Raw genomic sequence first — 18,225 nt, 5'->3', positions numbered from 1 at the left:
TGACTGACTAGGTGTCGGTCTTCCACCCCTTTTTCCATCCTCCCTTTCGTCCCTCCTCCTTTCATCTAATAGTGTTCCACTCAAAAGACTGCCCGCCCCTCGTTTCGACCAACCAAACCTTTGTGTCAGAAAAATATTTTTTGGAGAGCTTTTTACCCTTTGCGATACCTGTCACGCTATATGCCGTTGCCAGTACATCCGCATCGGTAGCGTTTGGCGAAATGACGGTCGTTCTTACGTGAAACTGAAGTCCGATTCCCGTTTTGGGATTTACGATATGAGAATATTTCTTACCATTAAATTCAAGATATCTATATGTCGGACCAGACGTAGCAACTCCCACATTCGATAAAATAACGGTGTCAACAGAATCGCGCCCTGAAGAGATTTTAATCTTCCAACCGTCCTGTCCCGGTGGTGCATCCATAATAGCAAGCTTTCCACCTGCATCTATCAACGCGGATTTAACTCCAAAACTTTTCATCACTTTCGCGGCCTCGTCTGCAGCAAAACCTTTACCGAGCCCGCCTATATCCAGTCGCATACCTTTTTTAGCCAGCAAGATAGATTTGTCGATTGCGTTAAATTTAATATGCTTGTATCCGGTTTTATCCATCGCCTCTTTAATTTCAGCTTTTTCCGGGAGGTATCCTTTTCGGACTGCCCGGCGCCATACCTGAACCACGGGGCCGAGGGAAGCGTCAAAACCCCCGTCCGTCTTTTTGCTAAAATCCTGAGAAACTGCCAAAATATTGAACAAATCATCGCTCACTTTTACCCACTTACCACTTCCTGATTTTGCGGAAAGTTTGTTGATTTCGCTGCCATCGCGGTAGTCGCTCAAGGAATCATTTAATTGCTGAATACGGCTGAAAGTGCTGTCCGCGATTTTTTTTGCAAGTTCATCATTCGGAGCGTAAAAGGTTAATACAAAGGGAGACCCCATCATACCCTTTTCATAAACATATCGTTGGGTTTGTGCGGAAAGGGAGTACGAAACAAGGCAATAAAAGCTTAAAAGCAGAAATATTTTGGACAGAAACACTGATCTCATTATCAAAGGGAAGCCGTATTTCAGGCTTTAATTATCAAGGGACGGAAATGTTGTATCGGCAAAGGTAAAAGTATAATCTTTACAAAGGAGTAATGAACCCCTTGGAACGCAATTTGCTGCATAACTATATAGTTTAAAATTTAAACACAACGGACGCAATGCTTATCGTAGTTGACGCAGAAAGTGCTGATAACAGTTGATTTTTCTTTTTAAAACTGGTTCGCCCAGTAAGACTATCGAAGACCATATACACTATTTAAATATCCTTACAATCAGCGAATTAACAACTTTTATAGTGTTTCAAAATCACCCTAAGTAACTGACAAAGAGAAACCTTGCGATAATTTCATTATCTAATCGCCTCAAAAGCGATTCAGTTCAGCCAGAACAAAATTTTATATGTTGAAACATATAATTAAGTATATTGTCTTCATATTTCAGACACACGACCAACTCATTTTTAACCTCTTAATTTCCTATACCTATGAGAAACTTAGTAATGGTTTTACTGGCACTTTCCCTAAATGCCTTTACCACGCAGACGCCTCAAAATCTGCAACTTTACGCGCAGCCGGATGCGATTCCGGTTTGTAGCTCCGTTGGCAGTCTAAACAACGAGATGGCTTCATTGGCTGCTAATCCGGCTTTTCAAATGATGCACGAAAACCCACTTCCTTTTCACTATCAAGGCAAGGGAGAAAAGGTAACTTTCGACGCGCCAGACGGCAAAGCCGCTTCAGGATATCTGCTCAAATCAGCTAAAAAAACCGACAAATGGCTCTTTGTTTTTCAGGAATGGTGGGGCCTGAATGACTATGTAAAACAGGAGGCAGACAAATATTTCGCTGATCTGGGTGATGTGAATGTGCTCGCAATTGACATGTACGACGGACAGGTGGGTACAACCCGCGAAGAAGCTGGAAAGTTAATGCAGTCCGCTTCAAAAGAACGGCTGACGGCAATTACATCCGGGGCTATTAAATATGCGGGAAGCAAGGCCAAAATTGCGAGTGTTGGCTGGTGCTTTGGAGGCATGCTTTCGTTACAAAACGCTATTTTGGGTGGTAAGCAAGTTGTTGGATGCGTGATGTATTATGGACGTCCAGAGCAGGATGTTGAAAAATTAAAGACGCTTAATACAGACGTTCTGGGTATTTTCGGAAGCCAGGATGGTGGTATCACCCCTGAGATGGTGAAGCAGTTTGAAGATAACATGAAGGCTGCCAACAAAAAGGTAACTATCAAGATGTACGACGCTGTTCACGCTTTTGCAAACCCAAGTAACCCGAAATACGACGCGGCAGCTGCGGCGGACGCTTATAAGTTGTCCTTGGCTTATTTGAAGGGGAAGCTGGGATGAAAGGGATGAAGGGATGAAGGGATGAAGGGATGAAGGGATGAAGGGATGAAGGGATGAAAGAAAACGGCCGGGTAGAATGATCTACTCGGCCGTTTTCTTTTTATTTATCAAGCTGACTATACCCAAATCTCGACCCAACCTGGATTAACTAAAAGCTAATCCCTAACAGCTAAAAGCTCAAAGGTACCCTTTCGATTCCTTTACTTCTGCCCAGATTGCTCCGATGATCAGCAATATCAACAGGATTGAACTCACCAAGTCAACTTTATGACCAGCTGCGACGGAAATAGGTTCGAAGCTGAATTTGATTGTATGTTTTCCGGCTGGAATGCGCAACGCTCTTAGTATGTAATTAGCTCTCAGCATCGGCGCAGGTTTGCCATCAATTGTCACCTTCCATTCGTCTCTTACATTGTAATATATTTCTGAAAAAACAGCCAATCCTTCATTCGTTGAGCTACTTTCGTACGTCAACTCATTAGGCTTATAAGTTATCAAACTGATTTTAGCAGTAGAATCAGCTTTAATATTCAATCCTTTCAAGGCACCAGCAAACTTTTGATCAAGAACCGCTTCGATCTTTGGTTGAAGTGAATCCAACGCTGCCATTTCCGCATCTGCATTTGGCACAATCTTGTAACTATTTACAAACCATGCGTGGCCATATGCGTCAGGATTTTGTTGAACTAATTTGTTCCCTTGCTGATCAGGGGTCAGGATATACTTAGTATTCAGCATATTAAGAATACCCGGATTAGCATTTTGCTTAGCAATCTGCCTTTCAAACACTTCCTGATAGCGACGCAATTTCGCACCGTGATATCCTCCCAGTGATTTATGAAAATAGGAAGCCGCGGCACTATTGAACGGTCCTTGCGGATTTGCAAGGTCAAGAACTTTATAGTCAGGATCCGGATCTTTCAATATCTGCTCGTCTGCAGGACTAGGTGTTGAATTAGCCTGTGTAACATAGCTGCTCACAAAACTTTCATCATTCAAATACCTCTTATCCACACCGAACAAGTCAAAAATGGTAAGTAAGATCAATGCAGGAAATACTATAGTAGCCTTCAGCTTGTCTTTTATCCAAAACCAGACAACGGCAGCTCCCATCAAAATAAAAATCAGGCTTCTGAAAGCATCACTTTTCATCAGGCCCTCGCGGTCTTTTACAATACTATTCAAAACCTCTTGCGCAAAGCCTTTGTCTTGGGTAGACTGCTCAAATGAGGCTAATATTTTCGCGTCTGCAGAACCATGGAAGCTAAAAAATACACCAGGTATAACAGCAAGAATCAGACATATTCCGGCTGAAACCGCTAATGCAATGAGGAATGGCTTTTGTAAATCTTTGGCCAAAACCTCTTTTTGAACAATCGCTTTCAGTCCCAATATACCGATGAAAACCATTAGCAATTGCACGAGTGCCACCACCATCGTCATCGCCCTGAACTTGTTAAACATTGGGAAGTAGTCGAAGAACAGGTAGTTCACAGCAGAGAAACTGCTCCCCAACGCCCATATCAGATAAAGAATAATCACTCCGACAGCCCAGGATTTAATCGGACCTTTCACGATCAGTAGTCCCAGTACGAAAAGGAAGAAAACGATAGCTCCAAAATAGGCAGGACCGCCCACGATCGGCTGTTCACCCCAATACAAAGGAAGTTGCTGAACTACATTTTGCGCTGTTGCGCCATCAACACCTTTACCCACCAGAAGTTTGTACGTTTCTGATTTCGCTGTCAAAGATCCATTGGATGCTCCACCATATGCATCGGGCACCAATAAGCTCAATAATTCTCCCCAACCGTAGCTATATGAGAATGCATATTCTTTTCCCAGCCCGGTTTGCTCGGGGGCATTTTCGGTTGTTTTTACAACGGATAATTCCGGTTTTCCGCGAATTGTCTCTTTGGTATAATCATATGCGTTCCAAAGTCTTGTGGTGTGTGAACCAACTGCAATCGCCGCTGCGAAGCCCAATCCTACCCAAATAAAAGCCAGCTCCTTAGTCTTCCCGGATTTAATATATTGTACACTTTCAACCAACACCAATATGATAATTCCGATCCCGAGATAATAGGTAATCTGTACGTGATTGGCATATAACTCCAACGAAAGGAACAAGGCTGTGAGTGCAGCTCCAGCCAGCCAGCTTCGACGAAAAGCAAGCAAAACACCTGCCAAAACACCCGGCGCATACATTATTGCAAGCACTTTTGAAACGTGCCCCGCCTCCAGACTGACCAGATTAAAGGTCGCAAACGCAAATGACACGCCTCCTAAAGCGGCCAGCCATCCTCCCGTTCCCATCACGAGAAATAGGATATATGCACTTACCATGCCTATTAGAATATAGTTGGCAGGTGCCGGTAGAATTTTGTTGATAGCCTGCCCCAGCTTTGTCGGGATACTAGTCGGATAATCTCCGGCGATCAGGAAAGCAGGCATACCGGCAAACATGCCATTTGTCCATGACGACCACTCGCCAGTCTTCTTTTGATACTCTACAATTTCGCGTGCGGCACCCTTTGCCTGCACATCATCATATTGGTTCAATTTACGACCTTGCAGGACTGGCGATGCATAGGCAATGGAGAGTACGATGAAGCCAATTACTGCTATTAAGTGTGGCCAGAGCCTTTGCCAGGAAAAACTTTTTTTCATTTTTTTATAATTAAACCATTAATGAATTTCACAGTATTGGTAACAGGAAGATTTGGTGCAAATATTACTTCTCAATCGTCAATACTCCTATTTCACATGCATATTTAGATTAAATTTTTGTTAACCTGCACAAATATAGAAGGATTGATATATGTTTGAGGGTTCATATTTGAATCTTCTTTTGGTATTTTTTTAATAGAAATAGAAAATTGGTCGTATTTTTTACCAAAATACCAGATAAATTTGCACAACTTGTGTGATTAGGTTTCAAAACCTGTCTTTCAGTAATCGATAATAAGCAACTGACAATATAAATGAAAAGAATAGGCGTATTTACCTCAGGAGGAGATGCACCAGGTATGAACGCTTGTATTCGGGCGGTAGTGCGGGGTGCGGTTTACCATGGAGTAGAAGTATATGGAATAAGAAGAGGCTACAGCGGAATGATTGCTGGGGATGTTTATAAGATGGAGTCCCACTCTGTTAGCAATATAGTACAGCGGGGCGGCACGATTTTGAAATCGGCTCGAAGCAAAGAATTTATGACCCCTGAGGGAAGAAAGAAGGCATATGAAAACCTTTCTGATCTTGGAATTGAAGGATTGGTAGCGATAGGCGGGAATGGAACATTTACAGGTGCGATGATATTCGGAAACGAATATGGTATCCCAGCAGTAGGAGCTCCCGGTACAATTGACAATGACCTTTACGGCACTGACTATACTATTGGTTTTGATACTGCGGTAAACACAGCTCTCGACGCGATTGACCGTATCAGAGATACTGCAAGTTCTCACGACCGGATTTTCTTTATCGAAGTAATGGGACGTGACTCTGGCTATATCGCTGTTCAGTGTGGTATTGCAGGTGGCGCAGAATTGGTAATGGTTCCTGAAGTATTGACTCCGATTTCTGAAGTAGTAGAAACTTTGAAACAAGGCTGGAGCCGTTCAAAATCATCGTCTATCATTATTGTGGCAGAAGGTGACGAGGAAGGAAGTGCCGCCGAAGTAGCTGAGAAAATTAAAAAACAGGTAAGCGAAGACGCCGATATCCGTGTAACAACCCTTGGACACACCCAGCGTGGAGGTCCTCCTTCGGCATATGACAGAATCTTGTCTAGTCGTTTGGGCTTAGGTGCTGTTGAAGGGCTTTTGGCAGGACAGAAGAACGTGATGGCTGGAATTATCAACAATGAGTTGGTATATACTCCTTTTGAAGACACCATTCGTTTGCCGAAACCAATTAATGAGGATTTACTAAGAATGGTCAAGATTCTGAGTATTTAATCGAATACGACTTTATTGTGGTCAAAGACAGCTCCTGCCGTAGCTCGGCAAAGCGTCTTCTGACCGCTTTCAAGATTGGGGAGTCAGCAGTATCCCATCACCCTATACACCACATAGCCTATCCACTCCCGCCATAACAGGTGAAAATGCGATAATGCATCAGGATCAGGCTCCACAATATTTTTGAGATTTTTACTTAAATCTCCACCATAAAAATCTGCCGGAAACGGTTGCATTTTCAGTCCGGTCTTCTCAAAACAAGCCATTGCCCGTTTCATATGAAACGAGGAGGTAATCAATATATAGTTTTGATTTGGGAAATCGCGTTTCAAAATTCGCGTTGTGTTCACTGCATTTTCCCGCGTGTTTCGGGCAAGCTCTTCTAAAATGATATCTTGCTCAGGTATACCCCAGGAAGTTAAGAGTTTTTTCGCCTCCCGAGCTTCCCCGGTTCCACGGTTGGTGAGCGATTCAGAACTAAAACCGGTGATCAGAATCTTGCCAATCTTTTTGTTTTTGTAAAGTAAAAAAGCCTGTACAAACCGGTCTGCGTGACGGCCCATTCCGATATGATCGCTGTTGAGCGTCGCCCAACTGATCATACCGCCCGTCAGCACTACCCCGACATTAGAAGATTGCTTCAAAGATTTGATATCCACAACACGATACTCCCAGAGGTGAAAAGAACGATTAACCACAAACGAGCTGGAAATCAACAACATAATAACCAGTGAAGATCCGAGTAATATGCCCTTCCGTTGTTTTCGTTTTGTAAAAACTGCCCAAATCAACAGCGCAAGGCTGATATTGAAGGGCATTAAAACAAAATCGATGGTTTTGGAGAGAAAATAAAACATTTGGGTACGAAGCCGTTAGATATATGCGTTTTGAACTAAATTTGGATTTGGATATTCTCTGAAATAATTAATTATATCATTCATTAGCAAATATTTCCTTCGCATGAAGAAATTTATAAAAAGCCTGCTGCTTATAACTACGATCATTTTTGGTACTTATCTTAATGGATTCTCGCAAGGATATGACATCAACGCGACTATCAAAGGGCTGAAGGATTCAACGGTGATTTTAGGACATTTCAGATTAAGCAATAGTCAGTTTGTACCGAAAGATACGGCAAAGGCAGATTCGGAAGGACATATTCATTTTACGGGTACGCAGGATTTACCGGGTGGTTTATATGTGATTCTATTTCACAACAACCGAAGCATGGTTCAGATGATCTATTCCGGTGATGAAAAAAAGTTTTCGCTTGCAACCGACACCCTGGACGTGATAGAGCATATGAAAGTAACGGGTTCCAAGGAAAATGAGCTTTTCTACAGTTATCAGAAGCATTTGAAAGACAAAACGGAGGAAAGTCAAAAACTAAAGGCACTAAGACCTGACGCATCAGGCGCAGCAGATAATCAGGCGAAAATCCAGGCATCGGCTGATGAATTCAAAAATTACCGTTCACAGTTTCTGAAAGAGAACTCCAAGTCCTTTACGGCAAACTTGCTCAAAATGGCGGCAGATCCTGACATCCCAACCGCACCGAAGTTGCCTAACGGGAAAAGCGATTCTGTTTGGGTCTACAACTATTACAGGCAACATTATTGGGACAACTTCAATTTTGCGGATTCCAGAATCTTGAATACACCCTTCTTCCAGCCGAAACTGGATCGGTATATCAAAGGCCTCATTCCTCAGCAACCCGATTCATTGATCAAGGCTGCGGATGCTTTGATATCAAAAACTGCTGTAAATAAGGAAGTTAAAGATTATACGATCTACTATATCACCAGTCAATATGAAAACCCTACCAGCGTTGGAACGGAGGCGTTATGGGTTCATATGGCTAATAAATATTACCTGAGCGGGGAAATGGGGATCGCGGAAGACACCAAAAAGCGAATTGCCGATAAAGTAGGTACACTTAAAAACCTGCTGGTAACCAAACCCTTTCCCGCGCTTGCCTTAACTGATCCGAATGGTAAAAAAGTGAGCCCTCAAGACATTCAGGCCAAATATACCGTTCTCTTTTTTTATGCGCCAACCTGCGGACATTGCAAAGAAGCATCGCCGAAGCTGAAAGAGTTTTACGATAATAATAAAGACAAGGGCATTAAAGTTATGACCATCTCGACGGAACATAATGTGCAGGAATGGAAAGACTTTCTCACGAAGTATAACCTCACCGAACTGGTCAACGGATTCGACAGCCTAAACCAGATCGATTTTAACAAGAAGTTTGATGTTGTGACGACGCCAACGATTTATATCCTTGATAAAGACAAAAAAATAATCGCTCGTAAAATGCCAATAGAGCAGCTTCAGGATTTCATGAACTACTATCAAAATCGGGTTGCATCGAAACTGTAGGTTTAACCGCAAAGGACGCAATGGTAACGCAATGGACACAAAGCTTGGAGAATTTATAGCTCAACCTATACCTTGGTTCTTATAGCTTCATAGCACCTAGAAATTTAACCTAACACCTCAACACCCAAAAGCCACCTCACAGTGGCTTTTTATAGAAAAACAATACATATTGGTAATCGGGAGGCGATGCTATTGCTTCGGAAAGTAAGCTTCCCGGTTTTGGTATCGACGTCATATATAACCAGATTATCAGTTGATTGATTTGCAATCACCATAAACTTTCCGGATGGGTCGATATTAAAATCTCTTGGGGTCGCTACCCCCTGTGTTGCCTCGCTTACTTTTTCCAGTTTCCCATCCGCCAATATTTTAAACGCACTTACTGAATTATGACCCCGATTGGAAACATATACAAAGTTATTGTTCGGATGCAAATGTATCGCGGCACTCGTGTTAGCTCCTGTAAATTCAGAGGGAACAGTCGCATATGAGGCGACTTCTGTAATTACGCCCTTTTTGTCAATCGAACAAACTGCAAGTGTCGCCGATAACTCATTCAATAAAAACAGCCATTTTCCGGAAGGATGGATTACAAAATGGCGAGGGCCTGTACCCGGTTTCGCAGTAAAAAATGGCTGACTGGGATTAGGAATCAGCTTTCCTGTCTTAATATCAACTTCATAATTCATCACCTTGTCGGCTCCTAAATCGACTGCATATACATACCTACCGTTCGGGGTTGCTTGTGCAAAATGTGCATGCGATTTTTCCTGTCGCCCGGTGTTTGGCCCGGAACCATTGTATTGTTCATGATAACTCGCCACGCCTAATTTACCATCCGCCAAAATCGGATATGCATTAAAACTCCCCCCAGTATAATTGGATGCAAAAGCCAGCTTTCCGGATGGGTGCACCGATATATGACAAGGGTTTACGCCCTCTGACGACACACTATTCAACCATGTCAGCTTGGAATCAGAATCGATTTTGAACGAGTTGATTGTGTTGTTTGAGGAAACCGCATACATAAACTTCTTGTTGGGCGATAAGGCCAGATATCCGGGTGCCGGGACAGATCCATTTGTATCCAGCAATGTCACGGCTCCGTTGCTCAGGTCCAGTTCGCAGAGTGATATGGCGGCTCCTGCATTCTTTTCCTGACTACCAATATAGAATTTTGCTTTCTGTGCAAAAACTTGCTGAAGGCTGATCATCGCAAATATTAATATAAAGTATCTCCTCATTTTTAAGTATTTCAAAGTGTTTAGTTTAAGTTAAAAGCAAAAAAAGCGTTAGTTTAATGTGAAAGGATTCAAAATCCTGAATAACTATCACCTAATCACTCAATTGGAATGCTACCAAGTAACACCCTCACCTGGGAAGAATTTGAAAAAACAGACCTCCGCGCAGGAACAATTATCAAAGTGGAAGATTTTCCAAAGGCCAGAAAACCCGCTTTTAAACTTTGGATTGACCTCGGACCGGAAATTGGCATCAAACAAAGTTCCGCGCAGATTACAACCAGGTATACCAAAGAGGATCTTTTGGGCAGGCAGGTGCAATGCGTTGTAAACTTTCCCATTAAAAAAATCGCAGATTTCCGCTCCGAAGTCTTGACGACCGGATTTATTCTTCCTGACGGCGAAGTGATCTTAGCCAAACCTGATTTTGAAGTACCCAACGGTACCCGGCTTGCGTAAATCATGCATGTTTCAGCCAAAATTGTGTAATCGCGTCGCAGTAGTTGATCCTTACCTTTGTGTAAAATAAATAGCCATACGATGGAAACGATGACCAAGACCAAGGAAATGACACTGCCGGTAACCGGTATGTCGTGTGCATCCTGCGCGGTGAGTGTTCAGTCCATGTTAAATCATACAGAGGGCGTTGCCGACGCTTCGGTGAACTATGCCAACGAATCTGTGACTTTCAAATACAATCCTGACCTGACTACCCTACCCCAACTGGATGAGGTTTTGAAAAAGATCGGATACGGATTGATTGTTCAGGAAGACGAAGAGGAAGCGGCACTGGTGAAAGAATCCATTCAGGCTGAGCATTATAATAAACTGAAATTCAAGACAATATGGGCTGGCATACTTTCCCTGCCCATCGTTGTCATTGGCATGTTTTTCATGGATATGCCTTATGGTAACTATATGATGATGATGCTTTCGCTTCCGGTGTTGGTATTTTTTGGCAAAGATTTTTACGCAAATGCATGGAATCAGGCGCGCCACGGAAAGGCAAACATGGATTCTTTAGTTGCATTGAGCACGGGTATCGCTTTCATATTCAGCACTTTCAATACTTTCTTTCCAGAATTCTGGCACGCTCGCGGGTTACATCCACATGTATATTTTGAAGCAGCTTCGGTCATCATCTTCTTCATTCTTTTGGGCAAGCTTCTGGAAGAGAGGGCCAAATCAAATACTTCCGACGCGCTCAAAAAGCTGATTGGCCTGCAACCTAAAACGCTTCGGGTGGTTCGGAAAGGTGTGGAGAGCGAAATCAATATCAAAGATGTAAGAACCGGAGATGAGATCATTATCCGGTCCGGGGAAAAAATTCCTGTCGATGGAAAAGTGGTGAGCGGAAGTTCGTTTGTTGATGAAAGTTTGATGACTGGCGAACCCTTACCTGGGCTTAAAGAAAAAAGTAGTCAGGTATTTGCTGGAACGATCAACCAGCAGGGAAGCTTCACTTTCGAGGCAGAAAAGGTAGGTAAGAATACAGTTCTGGCCCAGATTATAAAGACGATTCAGGCAGCGCAAGGTAGCAGGGCTCCTGTGCAAACTTTGGTGGATAAGATCGCCGGTATATTCGTTCCGGTTGTGATAGGGATTGCAATCCTCACATTTGCCATATGGATGATTTCTGGAGGTGAAAATGCGCTGACACATGCACTGCTGGCCTCTGTCTCAGTACTCGTGATTGCCTGTCCGTGTGCGCTTGGATTAGCTACGCCAACGGCTATTATGGTTGGTATCGGAAAAGGAGCTCAAAATAACATCCTCATTAAGGACGCCCAAAGTCTTGAAAAAACGAAGGACGTGGACGCTGTGATTTTAGACAAAACCGGTACGATCACAGAAGGTCGTCCGGTAGTGAATGACTGGATATGGAGTTCCGAAAACGAAAATACGGATGTACATTTCTCCGCCATAAAAACGCTTGAAAGCCGATCGGAGCATCCATTGGCTCAGGCTGTTGTAAACCATTTAGATCAATATTCCCTTTTGCCCGTAACTTCATTTGCGTCCGTTGCTGGTAATGGGATAAAAGGGGTTGTCGATGGATATAGATATGTGATCGGGACGATTTCGTTTCTCAAAACGGAAGGTATTCCAATAAATCAAGAGTTAGAAAAATCGGGACAGGTCCTTCGCAGTCAAGCTAAAACCGTAATCGGAGTGGGTGCTAACGGAAGCCATATCGCTGTCATCGCCATTGCCGACAAAGTTAAAGCAAGTTCCCGCGAGGCAATTCAGCTCCTTCAAAAAGACGGAATTGAAGTATATATGCTTACCGGCGATAATCTGGAGACAGCAACGGCTGTGGCAAAAGAAATGGGCATAACACATTTCGAGGCGGAAGTAAAGCCTGCCGATAAAATGGCATTTGTAAAAAAATTACAGGCGCAGGGCAAGACGGTGGCAATGGTGGGCGACGGCATCAATGACTCTCAGGCCCTGGCAGAAGCGGATGTAAGTATTGCTATGGGTAAGGGTTCGGATATTGCAATGGATGTTGCGAAAATGACGATCATCAGCTCTGACTTGCTGGTTCTTCCGAGAGCCTTTTCGCTTAGCCGAAAAACAGTAGTGACAATACGTCAAAACCTTTTCTGGGCATTTATCTATAACCTGATCGGAATTCCATTAGCGGCAGGTATATTATATCCAGTAAATGGCTTTTTACTGGATCCAATGATCGCAGGGGCAGCAATGGCCTTGAGTTCGGTTTCCGTTGTACTGAATAGTTTAAGATTGCGTTCGGTGAGGATATGAGTTTTAAACGCAGAGTTTTGGGAGTTATGCGCAGAATTTCGCTGAGTTTTATTTTTAAAGAAACTCTGCGCGTTACTCCTCTAACTCGGCGTTTAGATTTTACCGTTGAAATTGATTAAAAACCAGACTTTTACATTCTCAATTACTATTGTCTAATGAAATTTTGTAAAACAGTCTTCCTCGTTTGTGTAGCTCTGCTCTCACTTAACAGAGCCGTTGCCGACTGCATATCCACTGATTCTACCGAAATAAAACGCATTCAGCAGATATGCAGAGATCTGAAAACGGAGTTTGCTCCGGATAGTAGAACAGCACTTTTTAATCTTGTTATTGATAAAAATGAATACCAGATTGAGACAACTGAAAAGGCTGCGGCAGACAAGTTCAGTAGCATTTTAAAAACAGAACATATCCAGCTCCCGATAAATATCGCCGTGTATCCTGCAAAAGAATTGGGTGAAAACACACAGGCGCTGGTCAATCTTTCGGTAGTAAATTTGCGAGCCAACCCACGAAATTCGGCAGAACTGGCCACACAAGCTTTGTTGGGCACGCCTCTGGATATACTGAAAAAGGAAGGGTACTATTATCTGGTACGAACACCAGATCAATACATTGCCTGGCTGGATGCCGGAGCCATTAACATCCTCAACCAAAAGACGTTAAATGAATGGAAATCCAAACAGAAGCTAATCTTTACGGACGATTATGGACATGGCCTGGCTCAACCCAAAGACAAATCCGAACGCATATCAGATCTTGTGATGGGAGATATTCTTGTTAACCTTGGCAAATCAAAAGGGTACTACCATGTCCAATATCCCGACGCCAGAACGGCTTATGTTCCAGTCGCTCAGATGGCGGATTACACCATTTGGAGCGCAAAAAACTCACCCAAACCTGAGGCAGTAATTGGTATCGCCAAAACGATGATGGGTGTTCCTTATCTATGGGGCGGCACGTCAGTAAAAGGTGTCGATTGCAGCGGTTTTACGAAAACAGCTTTTTTCATGAATGGCGTTGTGATTCCGCGGGACGCATCGCAGCAAGCTCTGGTCGGCGAAGATATACCAGTATTGGCCAACGGACATTTTGATATGGATTTGGCGATCAAGAATCTGCAACCCGGAGACTTATTGTTTTTCGCAAGTGGAAAAGATCGGGAGCCAAACGCCCGTGTGACCCACGTGGCGATGTATACCGGCAAAGGCCAATTCATCCATTCATCAGGCAAAGTCAGGATCAACAGCATGTTGCCGGATTCGCCGGATTACGATGATTTTCAGACCAGAACGATTGTAAAGGCAAGACGGTATTTCGGGCAAATCGGTACGCCAGGCATTTCATATTTATCCCAAAATCCGGCATATCTGGTTAAATAGCCGTCCAAAAACTATGTAACAAATATCTATAATTGTGTATTAATCGGGTTGGTAGAACCTGCCATATTTGTAACAGGTTTAACGCAGAGTTAAAGGGTGTATTTACGCGGAGTTCGCTGAGTTTATTTTTGCGACTTTGCTTCAACCTCTCCTTCCTTGCGTCTAAATGCAAAGATTTCAAATCAAAAAAACTAAAAGCTAACCGCTAATAGCTATTAGCTAAAAAAAATGGAGACACTGAAATTTAAAACCAATATTAAATGCGGCGGTTGTATTGCCACCGTAACTCCCTTTCTGGATGGAGAGGAAAAGATAAGCGAATGGTCTGTGGATCTGGAAAGTGCGGATCGGATACTAACTGTTCAAACAACCGAAACCGCTGACGATATAACTCAACTTATCAAAAAGGCTGGGTACGAGGCAGACGAAATCGCCTGATTATTAATACCTTTGCCAAGTAATTAGTTTATTGCTAGTCCCCGAATAGCCGGAGTTCACTTATCTGAAAAGATATAATATTAATGAAAAACCTGCTTCACCGTTCACTTACCACTTTGATGGCCTTTCTGATTCTGCTAAGCAGCGTCGGATTCAGGTTTGTCGAGCATCAATGTTTGATGCGTGGTAAATCTGCAATGGCGGTTTTTCAGAAAGAAGGTGATTCGTGTGAGAAAACAGTTGAATCTGCATGCTGCGCTGCCAAGAAGCAAAAGAACAGCCAAGCCACCTATTTTAAAAAAACGGATTGCTGTAAGGAAACACAGAAGTTTGAAAAACTCGACGTCGCTCCATCTGCTGTCAGCAAATTGCTAGGTAAATCGCTCGATATTTCGACTGACGGAATATTATGGTTTGCTCAATCTTTCCAATTTATTCGCTCCCAATGGAGTAGTTCCGCCTCTGACGATCTGGATCGTCCAGTCACATTCTCTTCCCGGCTTCATGGGAGAAGTATGCACTCTTTCATCCAGTCATTTTTGATATAAAATATTGATTAACAAATAGTTAAATCCACATGCATCAGACGCATGCGAGGCTAAAACTGATGTTCCAATATTTTGATATCACACATGAAATTTCTATTTCCAATACTCTTATTATTGGCCATATCCGCAGCTGCGGATGCGCAAAGCATAAAAGGCTCTGTGAATGAGCAGCTACCAAATAGCACTACACTAAAACCACTGACTGGCGCGAATGTATATTGGGCCAAAACAACCCAGGCAACGGCGACAGACAGTTCAGGGCATTTTTCAATACCCCGTAGTGCGACTTCTAACCTACTCGTTATCAGTTTTGTTGGATTTGTAAGCGACACTGTAAAAATCGAATCCGCCAGCGAACTTCAAGTGGTACTTCGTAGCGACCAGACTTTGAAAGAGGTAACGGTTCGGGGAGGTTCAACGACGCTGGATTTACTTTCCCCTCATCAAACCGAGATGATTACGACACGAACACTGGCAAAAGCAGCTTGTTGTAATCTGTCGGAAAGTTTCGAAACCAATGCCTCCGTTTCAGTTTCGTACAGCGATGCGGTCACTGGCGCAAAGCAAATTCAGATGCTGGGTTTGAACGGCACGTACATCCAGACCAACGCAGAGAATATTCCGACGATCCGTGGACTATCATCTACTTTCGGGCTGAATTTTATTCCTGGCACCTGGATCCAGTCGATTGATATCGGAAAAGGGGCTGGCTCGGTGGTGAACGGATATGAGTCCATGACCGGCCAGATAAATGTTGAATTGCAAAAGCCCGATAGTCGTGAAAAGCTATATCTCAATAGCTATGTCAATAGTTTCGGACGTGGGGAGGTGAACCTTAACCTTGCTCACCAGCTCAACGAAAAATGGAGCACGGCGCTGCTTACCCATGGCAGCAGTTTGAGGAATCGGATCGACCAGAATCATGATGGTTTTCTCGACCTGCCGCTATACAATCAGGTTAATGCGATTAGCCGATGGAAATATCAGAGCGAAAAGATGATGGTTCAGTTTGGTGTAAAAGCACTTTACGAAGACCGGATGGGCGGTCAGGTTGACTTTCATAAAGAGGACAGGGGCAGTTCAAAAATATATGGTTTTGGGGCAAAAGTGAACCGATATGAGTTCTTTTCGAAAATTGCAAGATTATTTCCTTCCAAACCATATAAGGGTTTGGGGTTGATACTGAACGGGACGGCCTATGATTCCAAAAGTTACTTTGGACTTGCGAATTACAACGGGAAGCAGAACACACTTTACGGGAATCTGATCTATCAATCGATCATTGGTAACAGCAACCATACTTATAAAACCGGTTTGAGCTATATGCTGGACCAGTATAACGAGCTTTACAAAACCACATCCCTGAAAAGGAACGAGTCAGTACCCGGTGCATTTTTTGAATATACCTTTAACCATCTTGACAAGTTTGTGATGGTAGCGGGCGGCCGTGTTGATTTCCATAACTTATATGGAACCCAATGGACACCACGGCTACATTTGAAATACAATCTGTCGAATCAAACTGTTCTAAGAGCATCGGCAGGAAAAGGTTTCAGAGTTGCGAATCCATTGGCGGAATATTATGGGAATCTGGTTAGTTCAAGAAACGTTGTTTTTGAAGAGAAACTGCGACCGGAGGTTTCATGGAATTTCGGAGCAAGCCTTACACAGGAATATACTTTGGGAAATATGAAGGGAAATGTGATTATCGATTTTTACAGGACTCAATTCCAAAATCAACTGATTGCAGATATGGAAGACCCGCGATATATCCGTTTTTACAACTTACAAGGACAAGCATATGCCAATAGTTTTCAGGCAGAAGTAAATCTGACGCCTATTAAACGACTGGAAATGAAACTCGCCTACCGGCTGTTTGATGTAAAACAATCTTTAGGATATAATGATCAAAACGTATCCCTAGAACCTAGAATGATGGTCAACAAAGACAGAGTATTGTTCAACGCGGGCTATGCGTTGCCATATGACAAATGGAAATTTGACGTGACCGTTCAGTGGAACGGAAAGAAGCGAATTCCGTATTTGGGACCAATGGAGGAGAGTCATCACGGAGAAACTATGGTCATGCCGTCCACCTGGTCGCCGTCGTTTTTTAATCTAAATGCACAGATCAGTCGTACTTTCCCAAAATGGGATATCTATCTTGGCGGCGAAAATCTGAACAATTTCCGCCAAAAAAATCCGATTATTGCAGCCAATAATCCATTCGGCAGCCAATTCGACGCAGGAATGGCCTGGGGGCCTGTGACGGGTCGGATGATTTATGCGGGGATGCGATATAAGATTAATCGGTAGAAACTAATTTTGAATGAGCTAATGAGTGAATAGGTGCCTCGGATCGTAGTAGCTGAAAGAAAATAGCACTTGTAGAATTGAATAAAACGGCTTTATACAGATGAGAAAATATAGAAAAATCAAACAAATTAATTTCGGGCAAAACATTCGCTCATTCACCCATTCTCTCATTCAGCATCAAACTCCATGAACTTACATATCAAAAACATGGTCTGCGACCGTTGTAAGCGGGTGGTGAGGGAAGAGCTTGAAAAGCTTGGGATATCACTGACCCGCGTAGATTTAGGGGAGGTCGAAACAAAGGATGAACCTGATGACCATATGCTGGCGCATATAAAATCCGCTTTGCAGGCTAACGGTTTCGAATTACTCGACGACAAAAAGGCTACGATCGCAGAATATTTGAAAACACTAATCATTGAAGAAGTTCAGTTTTTCAAGGGCAATAAGCCGGATTCTGTAAATTTCTCTGATTATTTGTCTCAAAAAACGGGATATGATTACTCTTACCTGAGCAATCTTTTCTCCGCAGAAACGGGCCAGAATATTGAACAATATATCATTGCTCAAAAAATTGAAAAAGTAAAAGAATGGCTTTCGTATAATGAACTGACGATCAGCGAAATGGCTTGGCGCCTTTCATATAGCAGCGCCGCACATCTGAGTAATCAGTTCAAAAAAGTGACGGGCATGACACCTGGAGAGTATAAAAAAAGCTTTACACAAAATCGGCAGGCGTTAGATAAAGTCGGCATTAGCAACCTTAAATCTTAATA

Annotated in this window: 14 protein-coding genes; 10 read left to right on the top strand and 4 right to left on the bottom strand. The window is 43.0% G+C overall.

Translation table 11 applies throughout. The annotated features are described in order from the left end of the window. Positions 1–61 precede the first annotated feature (61 nt). Positions 62–1,054, bottom strand: a complete 993-nt coding sequence (locus tag AC1XUD_RS21450; RefSeq protein WP_483363071.1) for an FAD:protein FMN transferase — start codon at positions 1,052–1,054, stop codon at positions 62–64. A gap of 484 nt (positions 1,055–1,538) precedes the next feature. Between AC1XUD_RS21450 and AC1XUD_RS21445 the strand changes: the two genes are divergently transcribed. Beyond that, positions 1,539–2,414, top strand: coding sequence for a dienelactone hydrolase family protein (locus AC1XUD_RS21445; protein WP_483363070.1), 876 nt, complete (start codon positions 1,539–1,541; stop codon positions 2,412–2,414). A gap of 177 nt (positions 2,415–2,591) precedes the next feature. Here the strand turns inward: AC1XUD_RS21445 and AC1XUD_RS21440 are convergent, their stop codons facing one another. Beyond that, on the bottom strand, positions 2,592–5,084 hold the full coding sequence (locus AC1XUD_RS21440; protein WP_483363069.1) for a hypothetical protein: 2,493 nt from the start codon (positions 5,082–5,084) through the stop codon (positions 2,592–2,594). A gap of 314 nt (positions 5,085–5,398) precedes the next feature. Here AC1XUD_RS21440 and pfkA point away from each other — a divergent pair, with 314 nt between their 5' ends. After that, positions 5,399–6,373: a 6-phosphofructokinase gene (gene pfkA, locus AC1XUD_RS21435; protein ID WP_483363068.1), complete on the top strand. Its 975-nt coding sequence runs from the start codon at positions 5,399–5,401 to the stop codon at positions 6,371–6,373. Positions 6,374–6,456: 83 nt separating this feature from the next. On the opposite strand, the gene AC1XUD_RS21430 is transcribed toward pfkA, so the two are convergent. Continuing rightward, entirely contained in the window at positions 6,457–7,230 is a 774-nt protein-coding gene (locus AC1XUD_RS21430; protein WP_483363067.1) for a YdcF family protein, read from the bottom strand. 103 nt (positions 7,231–7,333) lie between these two features. Here AC1XUD_RS21430 and AC1XUD_RS21425 point away from each other — a divergent pair, with 103 nt between their 5' ends. After that, the gene (locus AC1XUD_RS21425) at positions 7,334–8,755 is read left to right on the top strand and encodes a redoxin domain-containing protein (RefSeq protein WP_483363066.1); all 1,422 of its coding nucleotides are present in this window, start codon (positions 7,334–7,336) and stop codon (positions 8,753–8,755) included. A 149-nt stretch (positions 8,756–8,904) separates the two neighbouring features. On the opposite strand, the gene AC1XUD_RS21420 is transcribed toward AC1XUD_RS21425, so the two are convergent. Further along, the gene (locus tag AC1XUD_RS21420; protein WP_483363065.1) at positions 8,905–9,999 is read right to left on the bottom strand and encodes a lactonase family protein; all 1,095 of its coding nucleotides are present in this window, start codon (positions 9,997–9,999) and stop codon (positions 8,905–8,907) included. A gap of 108 nt (positions 10,000–10,107) precedes the next feature. Between AC1XUD_RS21420 and AC1XUD_RS21415 the strand changes: the two genes are divergently transcribed. The 7 genes from AC1XUD_RS21415 to AC1XUD_RS21385 all read left to right on the top strand — a co-directional run bounded on the left by AC1XUD_RS21415 (position 10,108) and on the right by AC1XUD_RS21385 (position 18,223). Beyond that, entirely contained in the window at positions 10,108–10,455 is a 348-nt protein-coding gene (locus AC1XUD_RS21415) for a tRNA-binding protein (protein ID WP_483363064.1), read from the top strand. 81 nt (positions 10,456–10,536) lie between these two features. Next, entirely contained in the window at positions 10,537–12,765 is a 2,229-nt protein-coding gene (locus AC1XUD_RS21410) for a heavy metal translocating P-type ATPase (protein ID WP_483363063.1), read from the top strand. A gap of 155 nt (positions 12,766–12,920) precedes the next feature. Beyond that, complete coding sequence (locus AC1XUD_RS21405) at positions 12,921–14,147, top strand: C40 family peptidase (RefSeq protein ID WP_483363062.1); 1,227 nt, start codon at positions 12,921–12,923, stop codon at positions 14,145–14,147. A gap of 228 nt (positions 14,148–14,375) precedes the next feature. Further along, entirely contained in the window at positions 14,376–14,585 is a 210-nt protein-coding gene (locus AC1XUD_RS21400; protein WP_483363061.1) for a heavy-metal-associated domain-containing protein, read from the top strand. 83 nt (positions 14,586–14,668) lie between these two features. After that, positions 14,669–15,133 carry an HYC_CC_PP family protein gene (locus AC1XUD_RS21395; protein ID WP_483363060.1) on the top strand — a complete coding sequence of 155 codons (465 nt, stop codon included), beginning with the start codon at positions 14,669–14,671 and terminating at the stop codon, positions 15,131–15,133. Positions 15,134–15,217: 84 nt separating this feature from the next. Beyond that, positions 15,218–17,449: a TonB-dependent receptor gene (locus tag AC1XUD_RS21390; protein WP_483363059.1), complete on the top strand. Its 2,232-nt coding sequence runs from the start codon at positions 15,218–15,220 to the stop codon at positions 17,447–17,449. A 186-nt stretch (positions 17,450–17,635) separates the two neighbouring features. After that, positions 17,636–18,223: an AraC family transcriptional regulator gene (locus AC1XUD_RS21385; RefSeq protein WP_483363058.1), complete on the top strand. Its 588-nt coding sequence runs from the start codon at positions 17,636–17,638 to the stop codon at positions 18,221–18,223. The last annotated feature ends 2 nt before the right edge of the window (positions 18,224–18,225 follow it).

The sequence above is a fragment of the Dyadobacter sp. HNCC25DJ184 genome, from assembly GCF_056895215.1.
The sequence above is the reverse complement of the archived record's forward strand: the minus strand, read 5'-3'. Positions and strand labels throughout refer to the sequence as shown.